The organism is Flavobacterium sp. 38 (assembly GCF_057799715.1).
On the sequence record NZ_JBYNWZ010000002.1, the window covers coordinates 70151 to 89735 of the forward strand.

20 protein-coding genes are annotated in these 19585 nt (G+C 30.8%); 12 read left to right on the forward strand and 8 right to left on the reverse strand.

The window, feature by feature from the left end:
* Positions 1-83: 83 nt before the first annotated feature.
* From AC3E9W_RS05495 to AC3E9W_RS05505, 3 genes are all read right to left on the reverse strand, one after another.
* The gene (locus tag AC3E9W_RS05495; RefSeq protein ID WP_007138072.1) at positions 84-305 is read right to left on the reverse strand and encodes a DUF2795 domain-containing protein; all 222 of its coding nucleotides are present in this window, start codon (positions 303-305) and stop codon (positions 84-86) included.
* A gap of 193 nt (positions 306-498) precedes the next feature.
* Complete coding sequence (locus AC3E9W_RS05500; protein WP_488767375.1) at positions 499-1068, reverse strand: cob(I)yrinic acid a,c-diamide adenosyltransferase; 570 nt, start codon at positions 1066-1068, stop codon at positions 499-501.
* A 104-nt stretch (positions 1069-1172) separates the two neighbouring features.
* Positions 1173-1859, reverse strand: a complete 687-nt coding sequence (locus AC3E9W_RS05505; protein ID WP_306156179.1) for an ABC transporter ATP-binding protein — start codon at positions 1857-1859, stop codon at positions 1173-1175.
* 294 nt (positions 1860-2153) lie between these two features.
* Between AC3E9W_RS05505 and AC3E9W_RS05510 the strand changes: the two genes are divergently transcribed.
* Positions 2154-2813 (forward strand): DUF6565 domain-containing protein, encoded by a 660-nt coding sequence (locus AC3E9W_RS05510; RefSeq protein WP_488767377.1) that lies wholly within the window; start codon positions 2154-2156, stop codon positions 2811-2813.
* A 60-nt stretch (positions 2814-2873) separates the two neighbouring features.
* On the opposite strand, the gene AC3E9W_RS05515 is transcribed toward AC3E9W_RS05510, so the two are convergent.
* The 5 genes from AC3E9W_RS05515 to AC3E9W_RS05535 form a co-directional block, all read right to left on the reverse strand.
* Complete coding sequence (locus AC3E9W_RS05515; protein WP_488767379.1) at positions 2874-3872, reverse strand: pyocin knob domain-containing protein; 999 nt, start codon at positions 3870-3872, stop codon at positions 2874-2876.
* A gap of 77 nt (positions 3873-3949) precedes the next feature.
* Positions 3950-4729 carry an O-methyltransferase gene (locus tag AC3E9W_RS05520; RefSeq protein WP_488767381.1) on the reverse strand — a complete coding sequence of 260 codons (780 nt, stop codon included), beginning with the start codon at positions 4727-4729 and terminating at the stop codon, positions 3950-3952.
* A gap of 24 nt (positions 4730-4753) precedes the next feature.
* Positions 4754-5230, reverse strand: coding sequence for an FKBP-type peptidyl-prolyl cis-trans isomerase (locus AC3E9W_RS05525; protein ID WP_456896981.1), 477 nt, complete (start codon positions 5228-5230; stop codon positions 4754-4756).
* Positions 5231-5363: 133 nt separating this feature from the next.
* The gene (locus AC3E9W_RS05530) at positions 5364-7226 is read right to left on the reverse strand and encodes an ABC-F family ATP-binding cassette domain-containing protein (protein WP_488767383.1); all 1863 of its coding nucleotides are present in this window, start codon (positions 7224-7226) and stop codon (positions 5364-5366) included.
* A 90-nt stretch (positions 7227-7316) separates the two neighbouring features.
* Positions 7317-8279 carry a T9SS C-terminal target domain-containing protein gene (locus AC3E9W_RS05535; RefSeq protein ID WP_488767384.1) on the reverse strand — a complete coding sequence of 321 codons (963 nt, stop codon included), beginning with the start codon at positions 8277-8279 and terminating at the stop codon, positions 7317-7319.
* Between the two features lie 274 nt (positions 8280-8553).
* Here AC3E9W_RS05535 and AC3E9W_RS05540 point away from each other — a divergent pair, with 274 nt between their 5' ends.
* The 11 genes from AC3E9W_RS05540 (at position 8554) to AC3E9W_RS05590 (ending at position 19578) form a co-directional block, all read left to right on the forward strand.
* A complete protein-coding gene (locus AC3E9W_RS05540) occupies positions 8554-8979 on the forward strand; it encodes an adenylyltransferase/cytidyltransferase family protein (protein WP_488767386.1) in 426 nt (141 codons plus the stop codon).
* A 9-nt stretch (positions 8980-8988) separates the two neighbouring features.
* On the forward strand, positions 8989-9939 hold the full coding sequence (locus tag AC3E9W_RS05545) for a GDP-L-fucose synthase family protein (RefSeq protein ID WP_488767388.1): 951 nt from the start codon (positions 8989-8991) through the stop codon (positions 9937-9939).
* 81 nt (positions 9940-10020) lie between these two features.
* Positions 10021-11103 carry a GDP-mannose 4,6-dehydratase gene (gene gmd / locus AC3E9W_RS05550; RefSeq protein WP_488767390.1) on the forward strand — a complete coding sequence of 361 codons (1083 nt, stop codon included), beginning with the start codon at positions 10021-10023 and terminating at the stop codon, positions 11101-11103.
* A gap of 15 nt (positions 11104-11118) precedes the next feature.
* On the forward strand, positions 11119-12399 hold the full coding sequence (locus tag AC3E9W_RS05555) for an oligosaccharide flippase family protein (protein WP_488767392.1): 1281 nt from the start codon (positions 11119-11121) through the stop codon (positions 12397-12399).
* A complete protein-coding gene (locus AC3E9W_RS05560; RefSeq protein WP_488767394.1) occupies positions 12396-13733 on the forward strand; it encodes an O-antigen polymerase in 1338 nt (445 codons plus the stop codon). Before AC3E9W_RS05555 ends, AC3E9W_RS05560 begins: the two co-directional genes overlap by 4 nt.
* On the forward strand, positions 13733-14704 hold the full coding sequence (locus tag AC3E9W_RS05565) for a glycosyltransferase (protein WP_488767395.1): 972 nt from the start codon (positions 13733-13735) through the stop codon (positions 14702-14704). The genes AC3E9W_RS05560 and AC3E9W_RS05565 overlap by 1 nt, the downstream gene beginning before the upstream one ends.
* Before the next feature lie 34 nt (positions 14705-14738).
* Complete coding sequence (locus AC3E9W_RS05570; protein WP_488767397.1) at positions 14739-15836, forward strand: polysaccharide pyruvyl transferase family protein; 1098 nt, start codon at positions 14739-14741, stop codon at positions 15834-15836.
* Positions 15823-16824 carry a glycosyltransferase family 2 protein gene (locus tag AC3E9W_RS05575; protein ID WP_488767399.1) on the forward strand — a complete coding sequence of 334 codons (1002 nt, stop codon included), beginning with the start codon at positions 15823-15825 and terminating at the stop codon, positions 16822-16824. Before AC3E9W_RS05570 ends, AC3E9W_RS05575 begins: the two co-directional genes overlap by 14 nt.
* A 134-nt stretch (positions 16825-16958) precedes the next feature.
* Entirely contained in the window at positions 16959-18080 is a 1122-nt protein-coding gene (locus AC3E9W_RS05580) for a glycosyltransferase family 4 protein (RefSeq protein ID WP_488767401.1), read from the forward strand.
* A gap of 177 nt (positions 18081-18257) precedes the next feature.
* Positions 18258-18818, forward strand: a complete 561-nt coding sequence (locus AC3E9W_RS05585; RefSeq protein WP_488767403.1) for a WcaF family extracellular polysaccharide biosynthesis acetyltransferase — start codon at positions 18258-18260, stop codon at positions 18816-18818.
* A gap of 13 nt (positions 18819-18831) precedes the next feature.
* Complete coding sequence (locus AC3E9W_RS05590) at positions 18832-19578, forward strand: glycosyltransferase family 2 protein (protein ID WP_488767405.1); 747 nt, start codon at positions 18832-18834, stop codon at positions 19576-19578.
* The last annotated feature ends 7 nt before the right edge of the window (positions 19579-19585 follow it).

Sequence of the window (19585 nt, forward strand, 5' to 3'; positions counted from 1 at the left end):
TATTGTATTTCTTTATTATATATATGTATTTGAACCAAAAAAAAAGTCTCTATGATGAGAGACTTTTTCATTTGGTTTATTTTTTAATATTCATCCTCATTCCAAAGATAATCTTCGTCTGTTGGATAATCAGGCCAAATTTCTTCCATTGATTCATATATCTCACCTTCATCTTCGATTGATTGAAGGTTTTCTACTACTTCTAATGGAGCACCAGCTCTAATAGCGTAGTCTATAAGTTCGTCTTTGTTAGCAGGCCATGGCGCATCACTTAAATAAGATGCTAATTCTAATGTCCAATACATCTGTTATCTATTTAGTTTGTGCAAAAATAAATTTTTTACTGAAAAAGACAAGTAAATTTTGATTTATTTTAATAAAAATTAAGAACGTCACTTGTAAAATTCCAAAAATCAAATTCCAAATCCCAAAAACAGCCCGTAAAACTTCGATTTTTGTTGGAATTTGGGATTTAGAAAAATTGAAATTTGCAGAAATTTATTTTCTGGGAATCCATTTCACTTCCTCTGCTTTTAGATCTGAGGACAACTTTCGTGCCAAGACAAAAAGGTAGTCAGAAAGTCGGTTTAAGTATGTAATAGCAATTTCTGGAACGTGTTCATTATGGCTTAAATGTACAGCTAAACGCTCTGCTCGACGGCAAATACAGCGTGCTATATGACAATGTGACACGGTTGGATGACCGCCTGGTAAAACGAAATGTGTCATTGGAGGAAGGCTTTCGTCCATTTTATCTATTTCATTTTCGAGCAATTCAATATCAGAATCAATTATGCCTAGATTTTCTAAGCGAAGTTTTCCATTTTTTAAAACTTCTTTTTCTTGTGGAGTTGCCAAAATGGCACCAACAGTAAAAAGACGATCTTGAATTTCTATTAAAATGGCTTTATAGTGCGAATCGATTTCCTGATCACGAATTAATCCGATATAAGAATTTAATTCGTCAACAGTGCCATAACTGTCAATTCTAATATGGTCTTTAGGTACCCGAGTTCCTCCGAAAAGAGCCGTTGTTCCTTTGTCACCTGTTTTGGTATATACTTTCATTTTTTATTCTAGATTGTAGATTTATGATTTCAGATTGAAAAGCTGTTGTCTAAAATTTTTAGATTTAGAAAAATAATCTAATGTCTAAAATCAGAAATCTAAAATTATTTAGTTGTGTCGCTTTCTATCAAACCGTCACGTAAACGGATAACTCGGTGCGCATAAGCGGCAATATCTTCTTCGTGAGTTACTAGAATTACAGTGTTTCCTTGTGCGTGGATATCGCCGAAAAGTTTCATGATTTCTACAGAAGTTTTACTGTCTAAGTTTCCAGTTGGTTCATCGGCAAGAATAATAGAAGGTTTGTTGACCAAAGCGCGGGCAACTGCAACACGCTGACGCTGTCCTCCAGAAAGCTGATTGGGTTGGTGATCCATTCTATCGGCTAGATTTACTTGTTTTAGAACTTCAGTGGCACGGGCAATTCGTTCCGATTTTCCGTAACCTGCATAAATCATTGGCAATGCAACATTATCTAGAGCAGTAGTTCTTGGCAAAAGATTAAAAGTCTGAAAAACAAAACCAATTTCTTTGTTCCGAATTTCAGCCAATTCATCATCTCTCATCTTGCTGACATCTTTTCCGTTTAAAACATAATGGCCAGAAGTGGGCGTATCTAAACAGCCCAATAAATTCATTAATGTAGATTTTCCAGATCCAGAAGGTCCCATCAAAGCGACATATTCGCCCTTGTTGATTTCTAAATCTATTCCTTTTAAAACATAAACCGTTTCATTGCCCAAAATAAAATTTCGTTTAATGTCGGTTATCTTAATTAATGGTTCAGCCATTTCGTTTTACAATTTTGGATTTAAAAGTACAAAACACTTTTCAATAAAACCATAAGTAGTTCAGAATTGAATTTTGTTACATATAATGGTAGAGTACTTTTTTAAATTAATAGAATTTTATAAACCTGAACAAATATTGTTATACAATTTTGTTTAATTTTTGTATAATTGTCATTATTTTATGTTTTTTATAGTTTTAAAACATTTTTAATTTTGAAAACATGATAATAATGTAATTTATTGACTTGGTTATTGAGTAAATTTGGTTATATAATTAATTAAATAATCAGAATTATGAAAAATATCAAAATAACTATCGTTATCGCATTAATTGCATTAGGTTTTACATCGTGTAAAGATGAAAAACAAGAGAAAGCTCAAAAAACAGTAGACAACTATGTTGTTTATGTTGACTCTGTTAAAAATGTGGCAGCGGCTGATTTGAAAGACAATTGGCAAAGTGTAGAAGCAGAGTATGATAGAAGATCTCAAGAAGCTCAAGCAGCTTTAGCAGATATTAAAGACAATACTGCTGCGACTGAGAAAGTAAATGCAAGTAAAATTAAATACGAGGAATTTAAAAATGAAATTACCGCCCAATTTGCCCCTCCAGCTTCTAGTCCGAAACAATCATTGAGAGATGCCTTGTTTGGTGCAGGAAAAATTGGTGATGATATGAATTTTAGCTGGGTTAATGCTCAGAATATTCATAGCGTTTATCAGCAGTTTGTTCATACAGTAGAAAACAATAAAGATAGTTATTCTAGAGAAGACTGGGATGAAATCAAATTAATGTATGAAGCTCTTGACAGCCGTAAAAATACAGTAGAAAAAGAAGGTTTGTCTGCAGAGGATAACCGTAAAATTGCTGGTTTGAAAGTTAAATTTGCACCAATGTATACTGTAAACAGAATGGGAGCTAAATCTGAAGAAAATAAAGATGCTAAAAAATAAGATTTTTAAAATTTTGAATTAGTAAAAAAGACGATCAGAAATGATCGTCTTTTTTTTGTTCTATTTTTTACTTTCTACTTTCTTTTTCATTAAATCAAGCTCTTTATTTTGCTCTTCTAACTTTTTGTTTAAATCTATTACATACAATGTTAATTCTTCAATTTTTTGAAGTAATTTAGAATCCATTTCGCCTAAATATATACCATTTTTCAGAACTTCTTTTTCACTTGGTATATTTTCTAAGTGACCTTTTTCTTTGATGTGTTTTTCAACTTCTGAAAGAGTTGGTAGATTGTATTCTTTCTGGAATACATAATCTGACCATCCATCCATATCCACTTTTACTTCTTTCGAATGGATTGTACCCTTAACGTCTAGTTTGTTTTGAGGGTTTTTTGTTCCTATTCCAACATTGCCAGAGTTTATGTATGAAATACCTGAACCTGATAGCAGAACACGAGTTTCATAGTTATCTATTCCATTTGCAACATCGATTTGAAATGTATTATTTATAAAACCATTAGTTGCTCCACCAGGTCTCAATATTAAATTGTTATGAGCATAGGCTCCTTTTGGAGACCCCATAATTAAAGAGTGACCCTGCCAATAAATATGTGAAATACCCCATCCGTTCTCGCTTTCGTTACTATTAATTGCTAATTCTTTTACTGTTAGAGTTTTTGCGTTAAAATCTATTTGACTGTTATTTAAATTGCCAGAATTATAAACTTTTTTCCATTCTGACCATATAGATCCTCCATTATTTGTTGATTGTCGATAATAAAATTCATTTTCAGTACTAAATGCCAGTTGTGTCCTCCAATCTGATCCTCCTGCTCCTGCCCAATGTCTAAGCCCTAAAACGGTACCATAATTTGAAGGAGCATTAAGTACACCTGGTGTATATAATGTTAAATCATTTGGAAAAGCATTTAAATCATTTATTACCGAACTTTGCACTAAGAATTGTGCATTTGATATTGTTGTTAAAAGTGTTAAAAGTATTGTTGGAACTAGTTTGATTAGATAAGCTTGAAAAAATAATGTTTTTTGGTTCATAACAAGAGCGTAATTTTATTAATAATTCAAAAATAATAATTATTTTCTATTTTAACATGATTAATCGTATTTTAAAATTAAACCCTTATTATAAAATGTTGTTTTGGCTGTTCGTATCTGAAAAATATAAACCCCCATTGGAATGTGTCAATCGTAACTTTTACTTGTGAATGGTTTTTTATAATTTCCCATGCTTCTTCCATATCTTCTGACCAGTGAATATCATCAAAAATCCATACTGAATCATTATCTATAGTTGGCAACAAGAGTTCAAAATATTCTAAAGTCGCTTTTTTAGAATGATTTCCGTCAAAATAAATTAGATTGTAATTTGACGCTTGAATGTTCTCAGAAATTAAAAAAGATTCAAATTCAGAAATTACATTTTCGACATTATTACAATCAAATTCATTCAATTGATTTTGCGCAACATTGGCAGTATTTGGACAGCCTTCGATAGTAATTACTTTGGCTTTTGGGTTTCCTAATGCTAAAGCAGAAGTTGCCAAACCTAAAGAAGTTCCAATTTCCAGAATAGTGGAAGGCTGAAAGTAATTCGTTATACGAAATAATAATTCGGCTCGTTTTTGCGAAATTCCAGCTGTTTGTGCAATTTTAGAAATTTGTCTTCTATTAGATTTAAAAACTCTTGAACCAGCTCCAAAATCGGTTACTTCAATGAAGTTTTTGTTTCCTAAAAGCGATTTTCTATATTTTTTTAGAATTGCATATTCTGATTTTGCCTTCTTATCATAAAAGCATTTTGTCAGTAAATTAAAAACAAAGGGCGAATGAACCGCATGTTCGTTTTTAGAATGCCAAAGAAATTTTAGATAAGCTTTGATTTGAAACAGCATTGTTTTTTTCGTTTTGCCGTAAGTTTAGTTAGCTGCTGCAACTTTGGTTAATTTTAACTCAAAAATCAAAACAGAACCAGAAGGAATGTTTTGTACTTTAGTATTTCCGTAGCCTAAACGTGACGGAATTAGTAAGATTCCGCTTCCTCCTTCTTTAAATTTAGGCAATCCTTCCTGCCAGCCTAAAATAAATTTGTTTAAAGGATATGTTATTCCAGTAGTACTTTGGTCAAATACTGTTCCATTGGTCAATGTTCCTTTGTACTGAACTGTCACAGTTGATGTGCTTGTTGGGCTTTCTCCAGTTCCCTGCTCGTTGATAATATAACATAATCCGCTTGAAGTTTTGGTAGCAGTTAAGTTGTTTTTAGTTAGATAATCCTGAATCTCTTTGTCGTTTTGAGCAGTATAATCTGTTGTGTCAATTCTCTCTAAACCAGAATCACTAGAACAAGAGATAAAAAGTGTCATAACCATTAAGGCTGTTAATAAATGTTTCATTGTAATATGGTATTTGTTTTAATGTGTTGAATATAAAAAAAAATGTTTGTTTCGCAAATTTCGCAAAGGATGCTCAAAGAAGAACAAAAAAAGCTTGGCGTATCTCTGTGTTTCTTTGTGAATCTTTGTGTAATTAGCTCTCAAGTTTAGCAGAAAGCTCAAACCAGCGTTCTTCTTTTGCGTCTATTTTATTGATTATATTTTGAAGTTCATTGGCTTTTTTCTCGATATCGGCATCGGCAACTTTTCCGTCAGAGAATAACTGTTCGATCTTAGTTTTTTCAATTTCTAAATCTTTAATTTCCCTTTCGATTTTTTGATATTCTTTCTGCTCGTTAAAAGTGAGATTTCCTGTTGGATTATTTTGTTTCCAGTCTTTTTTTTCTGCTTTGTTTTCTTCTTTTTGAGCAACATCAGCACTGTCTTCATAAGCTCTGAAATCAGAATAGTTTCCTGGGAAATTTTCGATTTCTCCTTCTCCTCTAAAGACAAATAAATAATCAACAATCTTGTCCATAAAATAACGGTCGTGAGAAACAACCAGCAGACATCCGGGATAATCTAAAAGGAAACTTTCTAAGACATTCAAAGTCACAATGTCCAAATCGTTTGTTGGCTCATCAAGAATCAAGAAGTTCGGATTCTGAATTAAAACGGTACATAAATACAAACGTTTTAATTCACCACCGCTTAATTTTTCAACATAATCGTATTGTTTTTTCGCATCAAAAAGAAAACGCTCCAATAATTGTGAAGCCGAAATAATTTTTCCTTTTGTCAATGGAATATACTCTCCGTATTCTTTTATAATGTCAATAACACGTTGTCCCGGTTTCGGATTAATTCCAGATTGCGTATAATAGCCAACTTTTATGGTGTCGCCTTTTACAACACGCCCGCTGTCTGGTGGAATTGTTCCTGTCAAAAGATTTAAGAAAGTCGATTTTCCAGTTCCGTTTTTACCGATAATTCCGATTCTTTCTCCACGCTGAAAATCAAAACTGAAATTGTCCAAAATAACACGGTCTTTGAACTTTTTAGAAAGTTTGTGAAGCTCGATAATTTTGCTTCCCATTCTTTCCATATTTATTTCAAGCTCCACCTTATTTTCTTTACGTCGGCTTTGTGCTTTTTCTTTAATAACATAAAAATCGTCCTGACGAGATTTAGATTTGGTCGTTCTCGCTTTTGGCTGGCGGCGCATCCATTCTAATTCTTTTACAAATAAGTTTTTAGCTTTATCTATACTCGCATTTTCAGAAGTGATTCTTTCTTCCTTTTTCTGAAGATAATAAGAATAATTTCCTTTGTATTGATATAGTTTTCCGTTGTCTAATTCGATTATTTCGTTGCAAACACGCTCCAAAAAGAATCGGTCGTGCGTTACCATAAATAGCGTAATATTTTCCTTAGCAAAATAGCTTTCAAGCCACTCGATCATTTCAAGATCTAAGTGGTTAGTCGGCTCATCTAGAATTAGTAAGTCTGGACGATTAATTAGAATTATGGCTAATGAAAGACGTTTTTTTTGTCCTCCAGAAAGATTTTTTACTTTAAGTTTAAAATCTTCCAGCTTTAATTTAAACAAAATTTGTTTGTATTGCGTTTCAAAATCCCATGCATTGTGCTGATCCATTGCATCAAAAGCCTTTTGATAAGCTTCTTCGTCAGCAGGATTTTCTAAAGCTTTTTCATAAGCTTCAATAACTTTAAGCGTTTCATTATCTGAAGCAAAAATACTTTCTTCAATAGTCAATTCATCCTGAAGATTATTATCCTGCGAAAGAAATGCCATTCTAATTCCTTTTCTTAAAACAACTTGCCCGGTATCAGGCTCTTCCAAACCATTAATAATACTCATTATGGTTGTTTTTCCAGAACCATTTTTAGCAATAAAAGCGATTTTTTGGTCTTTATTGATTCCAAAAGAAATGTTGTCAAAAAGGACTCTTTCGCCAAATGACTTCGATATATTTTCTACAGATAAGTAATTCACTTTGTAATTGTAAGTTATAAATTATGGGTTATGGATGTTTTCTAAAACATAACTTTCTGCAAAAGTAAACTATTATCTTGCATTTGCGAATTATTTATGAAGATACAAACCAAGCAGCGAACTCAAATCGAAATAATGAATTTGCTGGGGATTGTTTAAAATGGGTTTTCGAACAAGAGATTCATTTGTAATAAAATAATGAAGTCCATCTTTTGTTGCAATTCCTTCTACTTGATGAAAAGGAAGTTTTAAATCGATTCTTCTTTTATTTCCAGATAAAAAATCACGATTTTTAAAATCGTATAGAAGATATAAAAATGGTTTTCCAGCTTTGGTGTAACCGCACAAAGCAATTAGTTTTTTCTCTTTCAAATATGTGGCGCCAGTTACTAACCCTTTACTATCTAAAGTCGTATTTAATTTCGCAATCTGCATTCCTGACTCATTCGGAAGCGAATAAATGGAGGTTTTAGAAGATTTCCATTGTTTGGTAAACAAATAAATGCTGTCTTTGGAAACAATAAAAGCTTCGCAGTCAAAATTAGTTTTATTAGGTTTTGAAGGAGAAAAATCAGTCTGATCGGAATAAGAAAATGAGATAGTCTCAATTTTTGGGTTTTCGTGTAAAAATGATTTTTTTTCAATTTTAAGTATTTTCAAGTCAGTTCTGTTTCCAGAATAATTATTTCCAAAATCTCCAATGTAAATATGTGTGTTGTCTTGAGCGATTTCTTCCCAATCATGATTGATAACTTCAGGAAGAACAATTTTTTTCTTGATTTTCCCTAATGAATCCAAACCATAAATTGTAGTATCGTGATCGTCGTTATGCGTCCATAATAAATTCTCAAAGGAAATTAATCCTGAAGTTTCTTTTAATGAGTCACTTAAGCGAAAAGAATATTCGGGTTTTAATTTTACATTTTCATAAAAACAACTGCCGTCATTTATTATAGCTTTCGAATCAAAATTTTTTGAGATACTATCAGTACACCCCAAAACTTGACTTTGTGAGGTTATACTTATTAATAAAAACAATAGGACAACTTTCATTTTATACTGCTTAGACACCGTAAAGTTAAGACTTTAATATCTTCTACGATCTATTTTAGCGGATACACATGAAGCCATAATTGTGATAGAATAAGGTAATTCTCACTTTTTAACTTTTATTTAATCTGTATGCTAAATACTTTTGCAAAAAATAGAAAAAACGAAAGTTCTCTATTTTATGTTGACCGAGAAAAATAGGTTCTAAATTTCCAATTTCATGTGACTTGGAGATGCGGAGCTGTACCATGAAATGAGAAATCTGCCATTTATAATTATGAAAATAGGAATAACTTTTAGTGCTTTTGATCTGCTCCATGCAGGGCATATTAAAATGTTGGAAGAAGCTAAGCAAAAATGCGATTATTTAATTGCAGGATTACAAACCGATCCAACAATTGATAGACCCGAAAAAAATAAACCAACACAAACCGTTGTAGAAAGATACATCCAACTTAAAGGTTGCAAATTTGTGGATGAAGTTATTCCGTACACTACAGAACAGGATTTAGAAGATATTTTACGTTCTTATAAAATTGATATCCGTATAGTTGGGGATGAATATAAGAACAAAAATTTCACCGGAAGAGATTATTGCGAAGAGAAAGGTATAGAAATATATTATAATACTCGTGATCATCGTTTTTCTAGTAGTGGTTTGCGTAAAGAAGTTGCTTTTAGAGAATTATCATTGGCTAAATAATTTAAAATAATGAACAAAAACACTAAAATTTATATTGCAGGCCATAATGGAATGGTGGGTAGTGCTATTTGGAGAACATTGGTCAACAAAGGATTTAACAATTTAGTAGGTATTTCCAGCGTGGAATTAGATCTCAGAAACCAGCAAGCAGTTCAAGATTTTATAGCAAATGAAAATCCAGAAGTTGTTATTGATACAGCTGCACGTGTCGGAGGAATTTTAGCTAACAACAATTTTCCATATCAATTTATTATGGAGAATATGCAGATTCAGAATAATTTAATCGATTCTGCTTTACAAAATGGAGTTGAAAAATTCATTTTTTTAGGAAGTTCATGTATTTATCCAAAATTTGCTTCACAGCCTTTAAAAGAAGAATATTTACTCACAAACACTCTTGAACCAACAAATGAGTGGTATGCAATTGCTAAAATTAGTGGTGTTAAAACATGTCAGGCCATTAGGAAACAATTCGGAAAAGATTATGTTAGTCTTATGCCTACTAATCTTTATGGGCCATACGATAACTTTGATTTAAACACGTCTCATGTTATGCCTGCCATGATAAGAAAATTTCATGAAGCAAAAGAAAATAATCACGCTGCTGTAACTTTATGGGGAAGCGGATTGGCAATGCGCGAATTTTTATTTGTCGATGATATGGCTGCAGCAGTAGTCTTTGCTTTAGAAAACAAATTGCCTGAATATTTATATAATGTAGGAATTGGTGAAGATTTGACAATTAAAGAACTAGCTGACTATATTAGGGAAATTGTCGGCCATCAAGGAGAAATAATTTGGGATACATCAAAACCAGACGGCACTCCAAGAAAATTAATGGATGTTTCTAAAATGCATGATTTAGGGTGGAGACACCAGATTAAACTACAAGATGGGATTCAGAAAACATACAATTGGTTTTTAGAAAATCTAGAAAACTTTAAAGAGGTTAAGTTGTAATTGTTGTTTAGAAATTAGATTTTATCTCTTAATTCAGAATAATTCAAAGAAGTTGAAAGATACTTCAAAATCCATAACAAAATGAGCATGCAAAAAGTAGCGCTTGTAACTGGTGTTACAGGTCAGGACGGGTCATATTTAGCCGAACTATTATTAGAAAAAGGATATCAGGTACACGGAATAAAAAGACGTGCATCTTCTTTTAATACCCAGCGTATTGATCATATCTATCAGGATCAGCATGAAAACCATGTAAATTTTAAATTACATTACGGTGACTTGACTGATTCGACAAATATTATCAGAATAATTCAAGAAGTCCAACCCGATGAGATTTATAATTTAGGCGCTATGTCTCACGTAAAAGTATCTTTTGATTCTCCTGAATATGTTGCAAATGTCGATGGATTAGGAACCTTAAGAATTTTGGAAGCCGTAAGAATTCTAGGTTTAGACAAAAAAACGAAAGTTTATCAAGCTTCAACCTCAGAACTTTATGGAGGTTTGGCAGAAAATAAAAATGAAGAGGGTTTTTATGATGAAAACTCACCATTCTATCCACGCTCGCCGTACGGAGCAGCCAAAATTTATGGATTTTGGATCACTAAAAATTATCGAGAAGCCTATAATATGTTTGCTTGCAATGGTATTCTATTCAATCATGAATCGCCAAGAAGAGGCGAAACATTTGTAACGCGTAAAATTACAATGGCAACCGCAGCTATTGCAAAAGGAAAACAAGATTGCCTTTACCTTGGAAACCTAAATTCTCAAAGAGATTGGGGACATGCGAAAGATTATGTTGAAGCAATGTGGAGAATTTTGCAGCAGGATATACCAGAAGATTATATAATAGCAACAGGGATAACTACTCAAATTAGAGATTTTGTAATCATGTCTTTTGCTGAGGTAGGAATAGAACTCACTTTTGAGGGAGAAAATGAAAACGAAGTAGCTAAAGTGGCAGTTTGTAATAATCCTTTATATCAATTAGAAAAAGGAAAAGTTGTTGTTCGTGTAGATCCAGAATACTACCGTCCAACTGAAGTAGATCTTTTAATTGGAGACCCAACAAAATCTAGAACAAAACTTGGCTGGAAGCCTAAGTATGATTTGGATTCTTTGGTTAAGGAGATGGTAGCGAGTGATTTGAGGTTGTATTGATGTTTTTTGGATCTAATGAAGCAAAAAATATTAAATATTAAATCAAAAATTAAAAATAATAGATCTATTGTTTCGAACTTTTCGTACTTAACATTATTTCAGATATTTTCGTTATTATTTCCTTTTTTAACCTACCCTTATTTATTAAGAGTATTGGGTTTTGATACTTATGGAAGGATAATTTTTGCACAAGCAATAGCCGCTAACCTATGTATTTTTATCAATTTTGGTTTCAATGTATCAGGTACAAATAATGTTGCTACGAGTAGGGAGCATCCATCAAAACTTTCAGAAATTGTTTCAAGTATATATACAGTAAAGTTTATTATTTGGCTTTTTTGTCTGTTGATTTACTTTGTGTTAATTCATATTATCCCCTTTTTGAGAGCTGATAAATGGCTCTATATGATTGCATTTTTTATTTCTTTCAATGATTTATTTTTCCCTATATGGTTTTTTCAAGGGATAGAAAAGATGAAGTATATTACATTTATAAATTTAGGAGTACGCTCTTTATTTGTAGTACTTGTTTTTATTTTCGTCAAAAATCAGAATGATTACTTAATTGTACCATTATTAAATGCAATAGGGGCTCTTCTGGGAGGAGTTATCGCATTATGGGTAGTTAGAAAGATTGAAAAGATAAGACTCATACCTCAATCTGTCTCAACTTTGAGACACTATTTTTCAGACAGTTTTCCATTATTTATTTCTTCTTTATCGGTGCAAATATATATAAATGGCAATAAGCTTTTGGTAGGCTCTTTTTTAGGAATGACGGAAGTAGCAATTTATGATATGGGAGAAAAAATAACATCAATAGTAAAAATGCCAATTGCAATGATTTCGCAAGCAACTTTTCCTAAAGTAAGCCGTGAGAAAAGTATTCGATTTATTAATAAATTAATGTGGGGAACATTAGCCTTAATATCATTCATATATATAGGGGTTTTTGTTTTAGCAGATTTAATTGTTGTTCTTTTATCTAGAACTCATAACTTGGTAACTGTAGATGTTGTTAGAATTTTAGCCTTTTCAAGTATACTTGTAGTATTCAATTATTTTATAGGTACACATAGGTTAATTCCTTTTGGACATAAGAAAGTGTATTTAATAAATACAATTATAAGTTCTTGTTTTTTTTTATCAACCATAGTTATGTTTATTGTTTTTAAAATAGTTACAATATATTCAATAGCTTATTTGGATTTGTTTACAGAATTGGTTGTATGTCTTGTTAATTTGTATAGTTGTCACAGATTGAAATTGTTGTTTGAAAGAACTACTGATATATGAAGTCTTTCGTTATTTTGTTGTCTTTATTTTTTTCTGCAATTGGATATTCAATTGTAGAAATGGCAGGCCAGCATATTTATATTTTATATCTTATTTTTATTTGGTTAAACGGTATTCAGTTATTCTATATAAATAATAAGAGTTATAAATACGTAATACTATCTAATTTTACTTTTGTTAGTTGGACAATATATGGAGGATTAAACCTTTTTCGTCAATGTTGGATTGGAGTAAAAGATTATAATGGAACTTTATCATTAGTGTATATTTCTCATATAGCTGGAACTTTTTTATTGTTTATTGGGTATCGATTAGGGATGAACCGAAAAATAAAAAAAGGTTTTAAAGCAAGTGAAAACATTATTACAGAAAGAAGTTTTCTTATAGTAAGTGTACTTTATATACTATTACAGTTTTATATTATTCAAGCTTCAGGTGGTTTCGTGGCATATTTCTTTGCCGCATACAGTACAAAAGTTGAATCTTCATTAGTAACTTTTGCATCTCTTTTTGGAGGTATTTTGTCTAACGTAGGATATTTAGCTATTCCTTTTTTTTTAAGTAAAAACTATTCTTTGAGATGGAGATTTTATTCTTTCTTTATTTTTATATTTTACATGATAATGGGAGGAATAGTAAATGGCAGTTCTATTAATAACTTAAATGCTATGCTTGCTGTATTCAGTTTTTTACTATTTACAGTTAAGGACCTGTCTTCATTAAAAAAATATAGAAATAGAATGTTAGTACTTTTATGCACTACTGCTATCTTGGGTATTATTATAAGACAAAATCGTACGAATATTGATAACATAAAAGTTTACTCTATTGAGCATTCGGTTAATAGTATTATGGAAATGAGCACTTTTGATGGAGCTCAGCATTTAACTTGGGTATATGAAAATTTGGAGCCAAAATATACATTAGAGCAATTTATTGTTCCATTTGCAAACCCATTGCCTCGTAAAATTTTCCCTTGGAAGCCTGTAGATTTAAGTAGAATTGTAGGTCAAAAAACAGAAAAACTTGATTTAGAATATCAATTTGCAGTGATAGTTACGCCAATGGGTGAATTTTATTATGATTTCGGAATCATAGGAATTGTAGCCGGTATGATTTTTATCGGTTTTGTAATTGGAGTAATACAAAAAAAAATAAACTTCTCGTCCAAAACTAATATGAATGTTTTTATTTTAATTAGTTGTTGTATTTACTCAGAAATTATTGCGGGTTGGTACACTGGCTGGGGTATACGTATGGTAAGATTTTCAATATTTGTAGCATTTCTTTTGATTGTCCAAAAAACGTTTAATTCTAATTTCAGAAAAGTATAATGGATTTAATTAGTATTATTATACCTATATATAATGTAGAAAAATACTTGTCCAATTGCATTGATAGCATTTTGAAGCAAAGTTATAGCAACATAGAGATTATTTTAGTAAACGATGGTTCACCTGATCGCTCTTATCAAATATGTGATGAATATGCTTTGAAAGATAATAGAATAAAGGTCATACACAAAGAGAATGGGGGGGCATCAAGTGCTAGAAATGCAGGATTAAAAGTTGCACGAGGGCAGTATATTGGTTTTGTAGATAGTGATGATATAATTAGCCCAGTAATGTATGAAATCTTATACAGTCAGATAAAAAAATATGATGTAGATGTTGCACATATAAAATCAACAAGTGAACTAGCTAAATTGTGTACAAAAAAAAATGTAGATGATAAGTTAGTGGAAATAGTGGAAAAGAATGAATTAATGCACTTCGCATTTAATAATTTAGGAGTTGCAGTTTGGAATGCTTTATATAGACGTGAGGTATTAAATGGGATCTTTTTCGTTGAAGGCGCATTAAATGAAGATGTTTTATGGTCATATAATGTAAGAAAGCAGTGTGAAAGATTAATAAGAATCAACCTAGTGCTGTATTATTGGAATTTAGAGCCAATTAGTTTATCACGTTCTCAACTTTCTATTGTAGACAATCCCTATTGCTATATTGAAAAAGATTTAATTAATTCTTATGCTGATAACCATACGTTGCTCGCTTGTAAAATGAAAAGCATTGAATTTGATTTCCGTCTTATTACTCGGGGAACTATATATGGATTTAAAACAGTTGAAATAGAGAAGCAATATAAGAAAAAGCAAAATTTATATATTAGAGATATTAGGAGTAATTTGATTAACATTATTAAAAGTCAATTGTTTTCCAATATTGTAAAAGTTCAATTAGTATTGTTATCAATAAGCACTCCTTTATATGTTTTTTTGAGAAAAGCATATTTCAAAACATAACTTGAATGTTTAAAAAAAATATCGGAATTTTCAGATGAGTCAACTTAAATCTTACACAATAACTTGTCATAGACCGCTAAACTATGGAGCAGTTTTACAGGCTTATGCCCTAAATACAAAACTTAAATCACTAGGTGTTGATGCTAAAGTGATAGACTATTACCCTAGCTATTATATGGCTTCTAATAAAAACCTGTTGGCAAGAGTTTTAAGGCAGATTTTCAGATTGCCAGACTGGATTGTTGGTAAAAAGAACTTTGGTGAATTTATAAAAAATAATTTACCAATGACTGCTATAACCTATAAGAATATTGAAGAACTTAAAGATAATATACCTTTAGCAGATGTTTACTTGGCAGGAAGTGATCAGATATGGAATTGTCATGAATTAGAGAATGGCAAAGATGATGCTTTTTTCCTGACTTTTGCCCCAAAAGGAGCAAAGAAAATTGCTTATGCCGCAAGTTTAGCGATGCCTAAAATACCAGATGAACAAGTTGACAGATATAGGAGGTTTATTAATGCTTTTGATGCAGTAGCAATCCGTGAAAAAGATGGGCTTCAGTTAGTGAAGAACTTAGGTGTTGAAAAAGCTGTTAACGTTCTAGATCCGGTATATTTACTTCAAAGTAATGATTGGGACAGAATTGCAGAGCATAATAGTTTTAAACCAAAATATAAATATGTATTAGTTTATGCATTTAATAGACAGAAAAATATTTTTGAATATGCTCGAAAATTAGCAAAAAAACTAGGTATAAAAGTATATACTATAAATACAAATATTGAGGATTATTTGCTTGATACAGATAAGTATTTTTATAATGCAAGTCCTAATACTTTTGTGAATTTGGTAAAAAATGCAGAAGCCGTTGTAACAAATTCATTTCATGGACTCTCATTTTCTGTGATTTACAATAAACAATTTCATCTTTTTACAAGGAAGAGTAGTTCTAATTCGCGTATGGTTAATTTGTTAACTGATTTAAATTTGTCTGAACGTATTGTTGATTCAACAGATTTACTTGAAAATGATATTGATTTTTCGATTACAAATGAAATAATTGATCAAAAAAGAAATTTTTCTGTAGGTTATATTAAAAACAATATTTTTAACAATGGTCATAATTAATAATACTAATCCGTTGATTTCTATTATTGTGCCATTATATAATGTTGAAAAATATTTGGTACAATGCCTGGATTCAATTATTAGACAGACTTATAGTAATCTAGAGATATTGTTGGTAGATGATGGCAGTTCGGATAGTTCTGGAATTATTGCAGATATGTATGCTGAAAAAGATAATAGAATTAAAGTATTCCATACAATAAATAAAGGTGTTTCCTCTGCTAGGAATTTGGGATTAGATCAGGCAATTGGTCAGTATGTAGTTTTTGTAGATAGTGATGATTATCTTTCATCGGATTTTGTAGAGTATTTGTTAAGAATTGCTGACCAAACGACAGCAGAGTTTTGTTTGTCTAAAAACGTTTTCTCTACAGGAAGTATGAATCAGATAGTTAATGATAGTGTAAAAGTTTACTCACCTGAAAAGGCAACTAGTAATCTTTTATATCCGGGTATACCAATAGGTAGTTGGAATAAAATATATAAAAGAAGTCTCTTAGTGGAGAAAAATATTAAGTTTCCTACTGATTATTTTATGGGTGAAGGATTAAATTTTATCACTACAGTTTCTCAATTAGCGAACAAAACAGGTGTTGGGCAAAGAAAGATTTATTTTTATCGTACTGATAACATGGAATCAGCAACCACTAAGTTTGGCATGAACAAACTTGTTAATGCTTTTGAAGCAATAGGTAATATAAAGAAGAATCTGATATTAAAAGCACCCGAAGTTATTGTAGCTTTAGAGTTTCATGAATGGTGGACTTACTTTTATTCCTTAGAAAAGATGATTTTTACGTCATCTCAAAAAAACTATCCTGCACAATATAGAGATTATTCTAAACACCTCAAGAGCAATGCTTTTAAGATGTTCTTAAAAGCGGAAGTTTCAATAGTCACTAAAATTAAAATACTTAGTATTTGGATAAGCCCTAAGTTTACAGCCAAAGTTATCATTTGGTTGAAGAAAAATATTAGAAATAATTAAAGGTATCAAATCTTATTCTTTTTATAAGGATTTAAGAAATCCTATTTTAGTTGTTAAAGATATAATTGTACAAAAAAGATTAATCAAGAAACTTTTATTTTAAGTTAAAAAAGTAAGTTTTCATATTATACTCAATGAGAATTTTAATAATAGGTCCTTTTCCTGACCCTGTAAATGGTTGTTCGTTAGCAAATCAAATTTTATTCGAGCAATTAAATCATAATCCTCAGTTAGAGATGATGAAGATTAATACTAATACAGCTAATATTTCATCTCAAAAGGTTGGTACATTTTCTTTAAAAAAAGTTTTCTTTTTTTTAAAGACATATAAAAATATCTCCTTAATAAAGAAAGCTGAAATTGTATATACTACTCCAGGACAAACTTTTTTTGGAGTAATTAAATACCTGCCTTTTTATTTGTTTTGTACTCTTTATAAAAAGCAATATGTTATTCATATTCATGGAAATCATTTAGGGAAAGAGTATGAAAATTTAAAATGGATAAAACGTTTTCTTTTTAAATATTCTGTAAAAAAGGCCTCTGCAGGTATTGTATTGTCAGAAAGTTTAAGAAATAATTTTAAAGGACTATTAAATGACGATAGGGTTTTTGTAGTTGAAAATTTTGCCTTAAATGAGTTGGTAGAGAAAAACGTAAATAAAAAACCTGCTGATAAATTACGATTACTTTATTTGAGTAACTTAATGGAAGAGAAGGGTATTTTTGATTTTTTAGATAGTTTAATTTTATTAAAAAATAATAATATATCATTTAGTGCCGATATCGCAGGAAAAATTGAAGATGGTCTTGCTTCAGTAATTGAGAAAAAATTTTCACTTTTAGAAGGATATATTAAATACCATGGCATTGTCCAGGGGGAGTCAAAAATTAGTCTTCTAGCAAATAATAATGTTTTTGTATTGCCTACCTATTACAGAATGGAAGGACAACCTATTGCGGTCATAGAAGCAATGGCAACAGGGAATATAATTGTCACTACCAACTATTCTGGAATACCAGATATTCTTGATAGTAAAAATGGTTTTTTTGTGAAGCCTAAAAATCCGCAAGATATTTTTTATACTTTTTTATATATAAGTGAAAATATTAATGCGCTTACCGACAGCATTGCTGTATGCAATGTAAAACATGTAAAAGATAATTTTACAGAAATTAAGTTTGCGCAAAAAGTACTTAAAGTTTTTAAACAATTAATAATAGTTGATCTAGCTATCGTAAACACACACCAATAACATAGTTTTTTACGAACTAAAAATATGCATTTTATTGGTTTAAATGCATAGCTCCATTACGTTTAAAAAATACAGATGTTTTTTCATTAAAAGGATTGTTGGCTAGTGCAAAATTTTGTTACTGCTTTTTTTTTGAATATTATTCAACGATTTTAATAATAGTAATAATTTGAAATAATGAATTCAACATTTTCCAAAACCATGTTATATGAATTTGATTCTTCAGTTGGATTAGATCGAGGAGCAGGTAAAATGAAAGAGATTTTATGGTATGCAATTAAAGTAGTTTTCTTTCTTTCAGCATTACCTTATCCGTCCAAATTTAAAACATTCTTACTCCGATTATTTGGCGCAGAAATAGGAAAGGGAATTATTATAAAACCAAGAGTTAATATTCATTTTCCTTGGAAATTAAGAATAGGTAATAATGTTTGGATTGGAGAGGAAGTTTTTCTTTTAAACTTTGAAATGCTGAATATAGGTAATAATGTTTGTATAAGTCAACGGGCTTTTGTTTGCGGAGGAAACCATAATTATAAAATTTCATCAATGCCCTACCGAAATGGTGCCATTACATTAGAAGATGGCTGCTGGGTTGGAGCTGGAGCATTTGTAGGTCCAAATGTTGTTGTTGGCATAGATACTGTTGTTTCAGCAGGATCTATAGTAACGAATTCTTTGGCCTCTAATAGCGTTTATAGAGGTAATCCTCTGCAATTTATAAAAAAACGCTGGTAAAATTTATTTAATAATGACTATTACAATTATTACGGTTTGCTACAATCGCAAAGCAACCATTGAACATTCGATACAGAGTGTTTTGAATCAAAATTACCCAAACGTCGAATATATTGTTATAGATGGTAATTCTTCAGATGGCACACAAAAAATTATAGAATCCTATTCCGATAAAATTTCGATCTATATTTCAGAACAAGATAAAGGAATGTATGATGCCATTAATAAAGGTTTGAGTTTAGCTACCGGCGATGTGATCGGATTATTACATTCTGATGATGTTTTGTATGACACTACTGTAGTTTCGAATATAGTAGAGACCTTCAAAAAAAATCCGACTGTTGATGCTTTATATGGCAATGGACTTTATGTTACTAATGATGATAAGCAAAAAATTGTTAGAAACAGAATTGGCGGTGAATACAATTATAACAAATTAAATGAAGGCTGGTTACCATTGCACCCTACAGTTTATATTAAGAAAAAAATTATAGAAAAATATGGCAGTTATAATCTGAATTTTAAAATAGGTTCTGATACAGAGTTTTTATTGAGGTACTTATATAAATACAAAATAAAGATAATGTATCTAAATCAATATATAGTAAAGATGAGAATGGGGGGCTTAAGCACAGATTATCATAGAGCACTACAAGTATTAATCGAAGATTATAAAATCTATAAATTTCATCAACTATCTGCTATAAAGGCAGTTTTTCAAAAAAAAATGCTGGCTGTAAGGCAGTATATTCTAAAATAAGCCATGT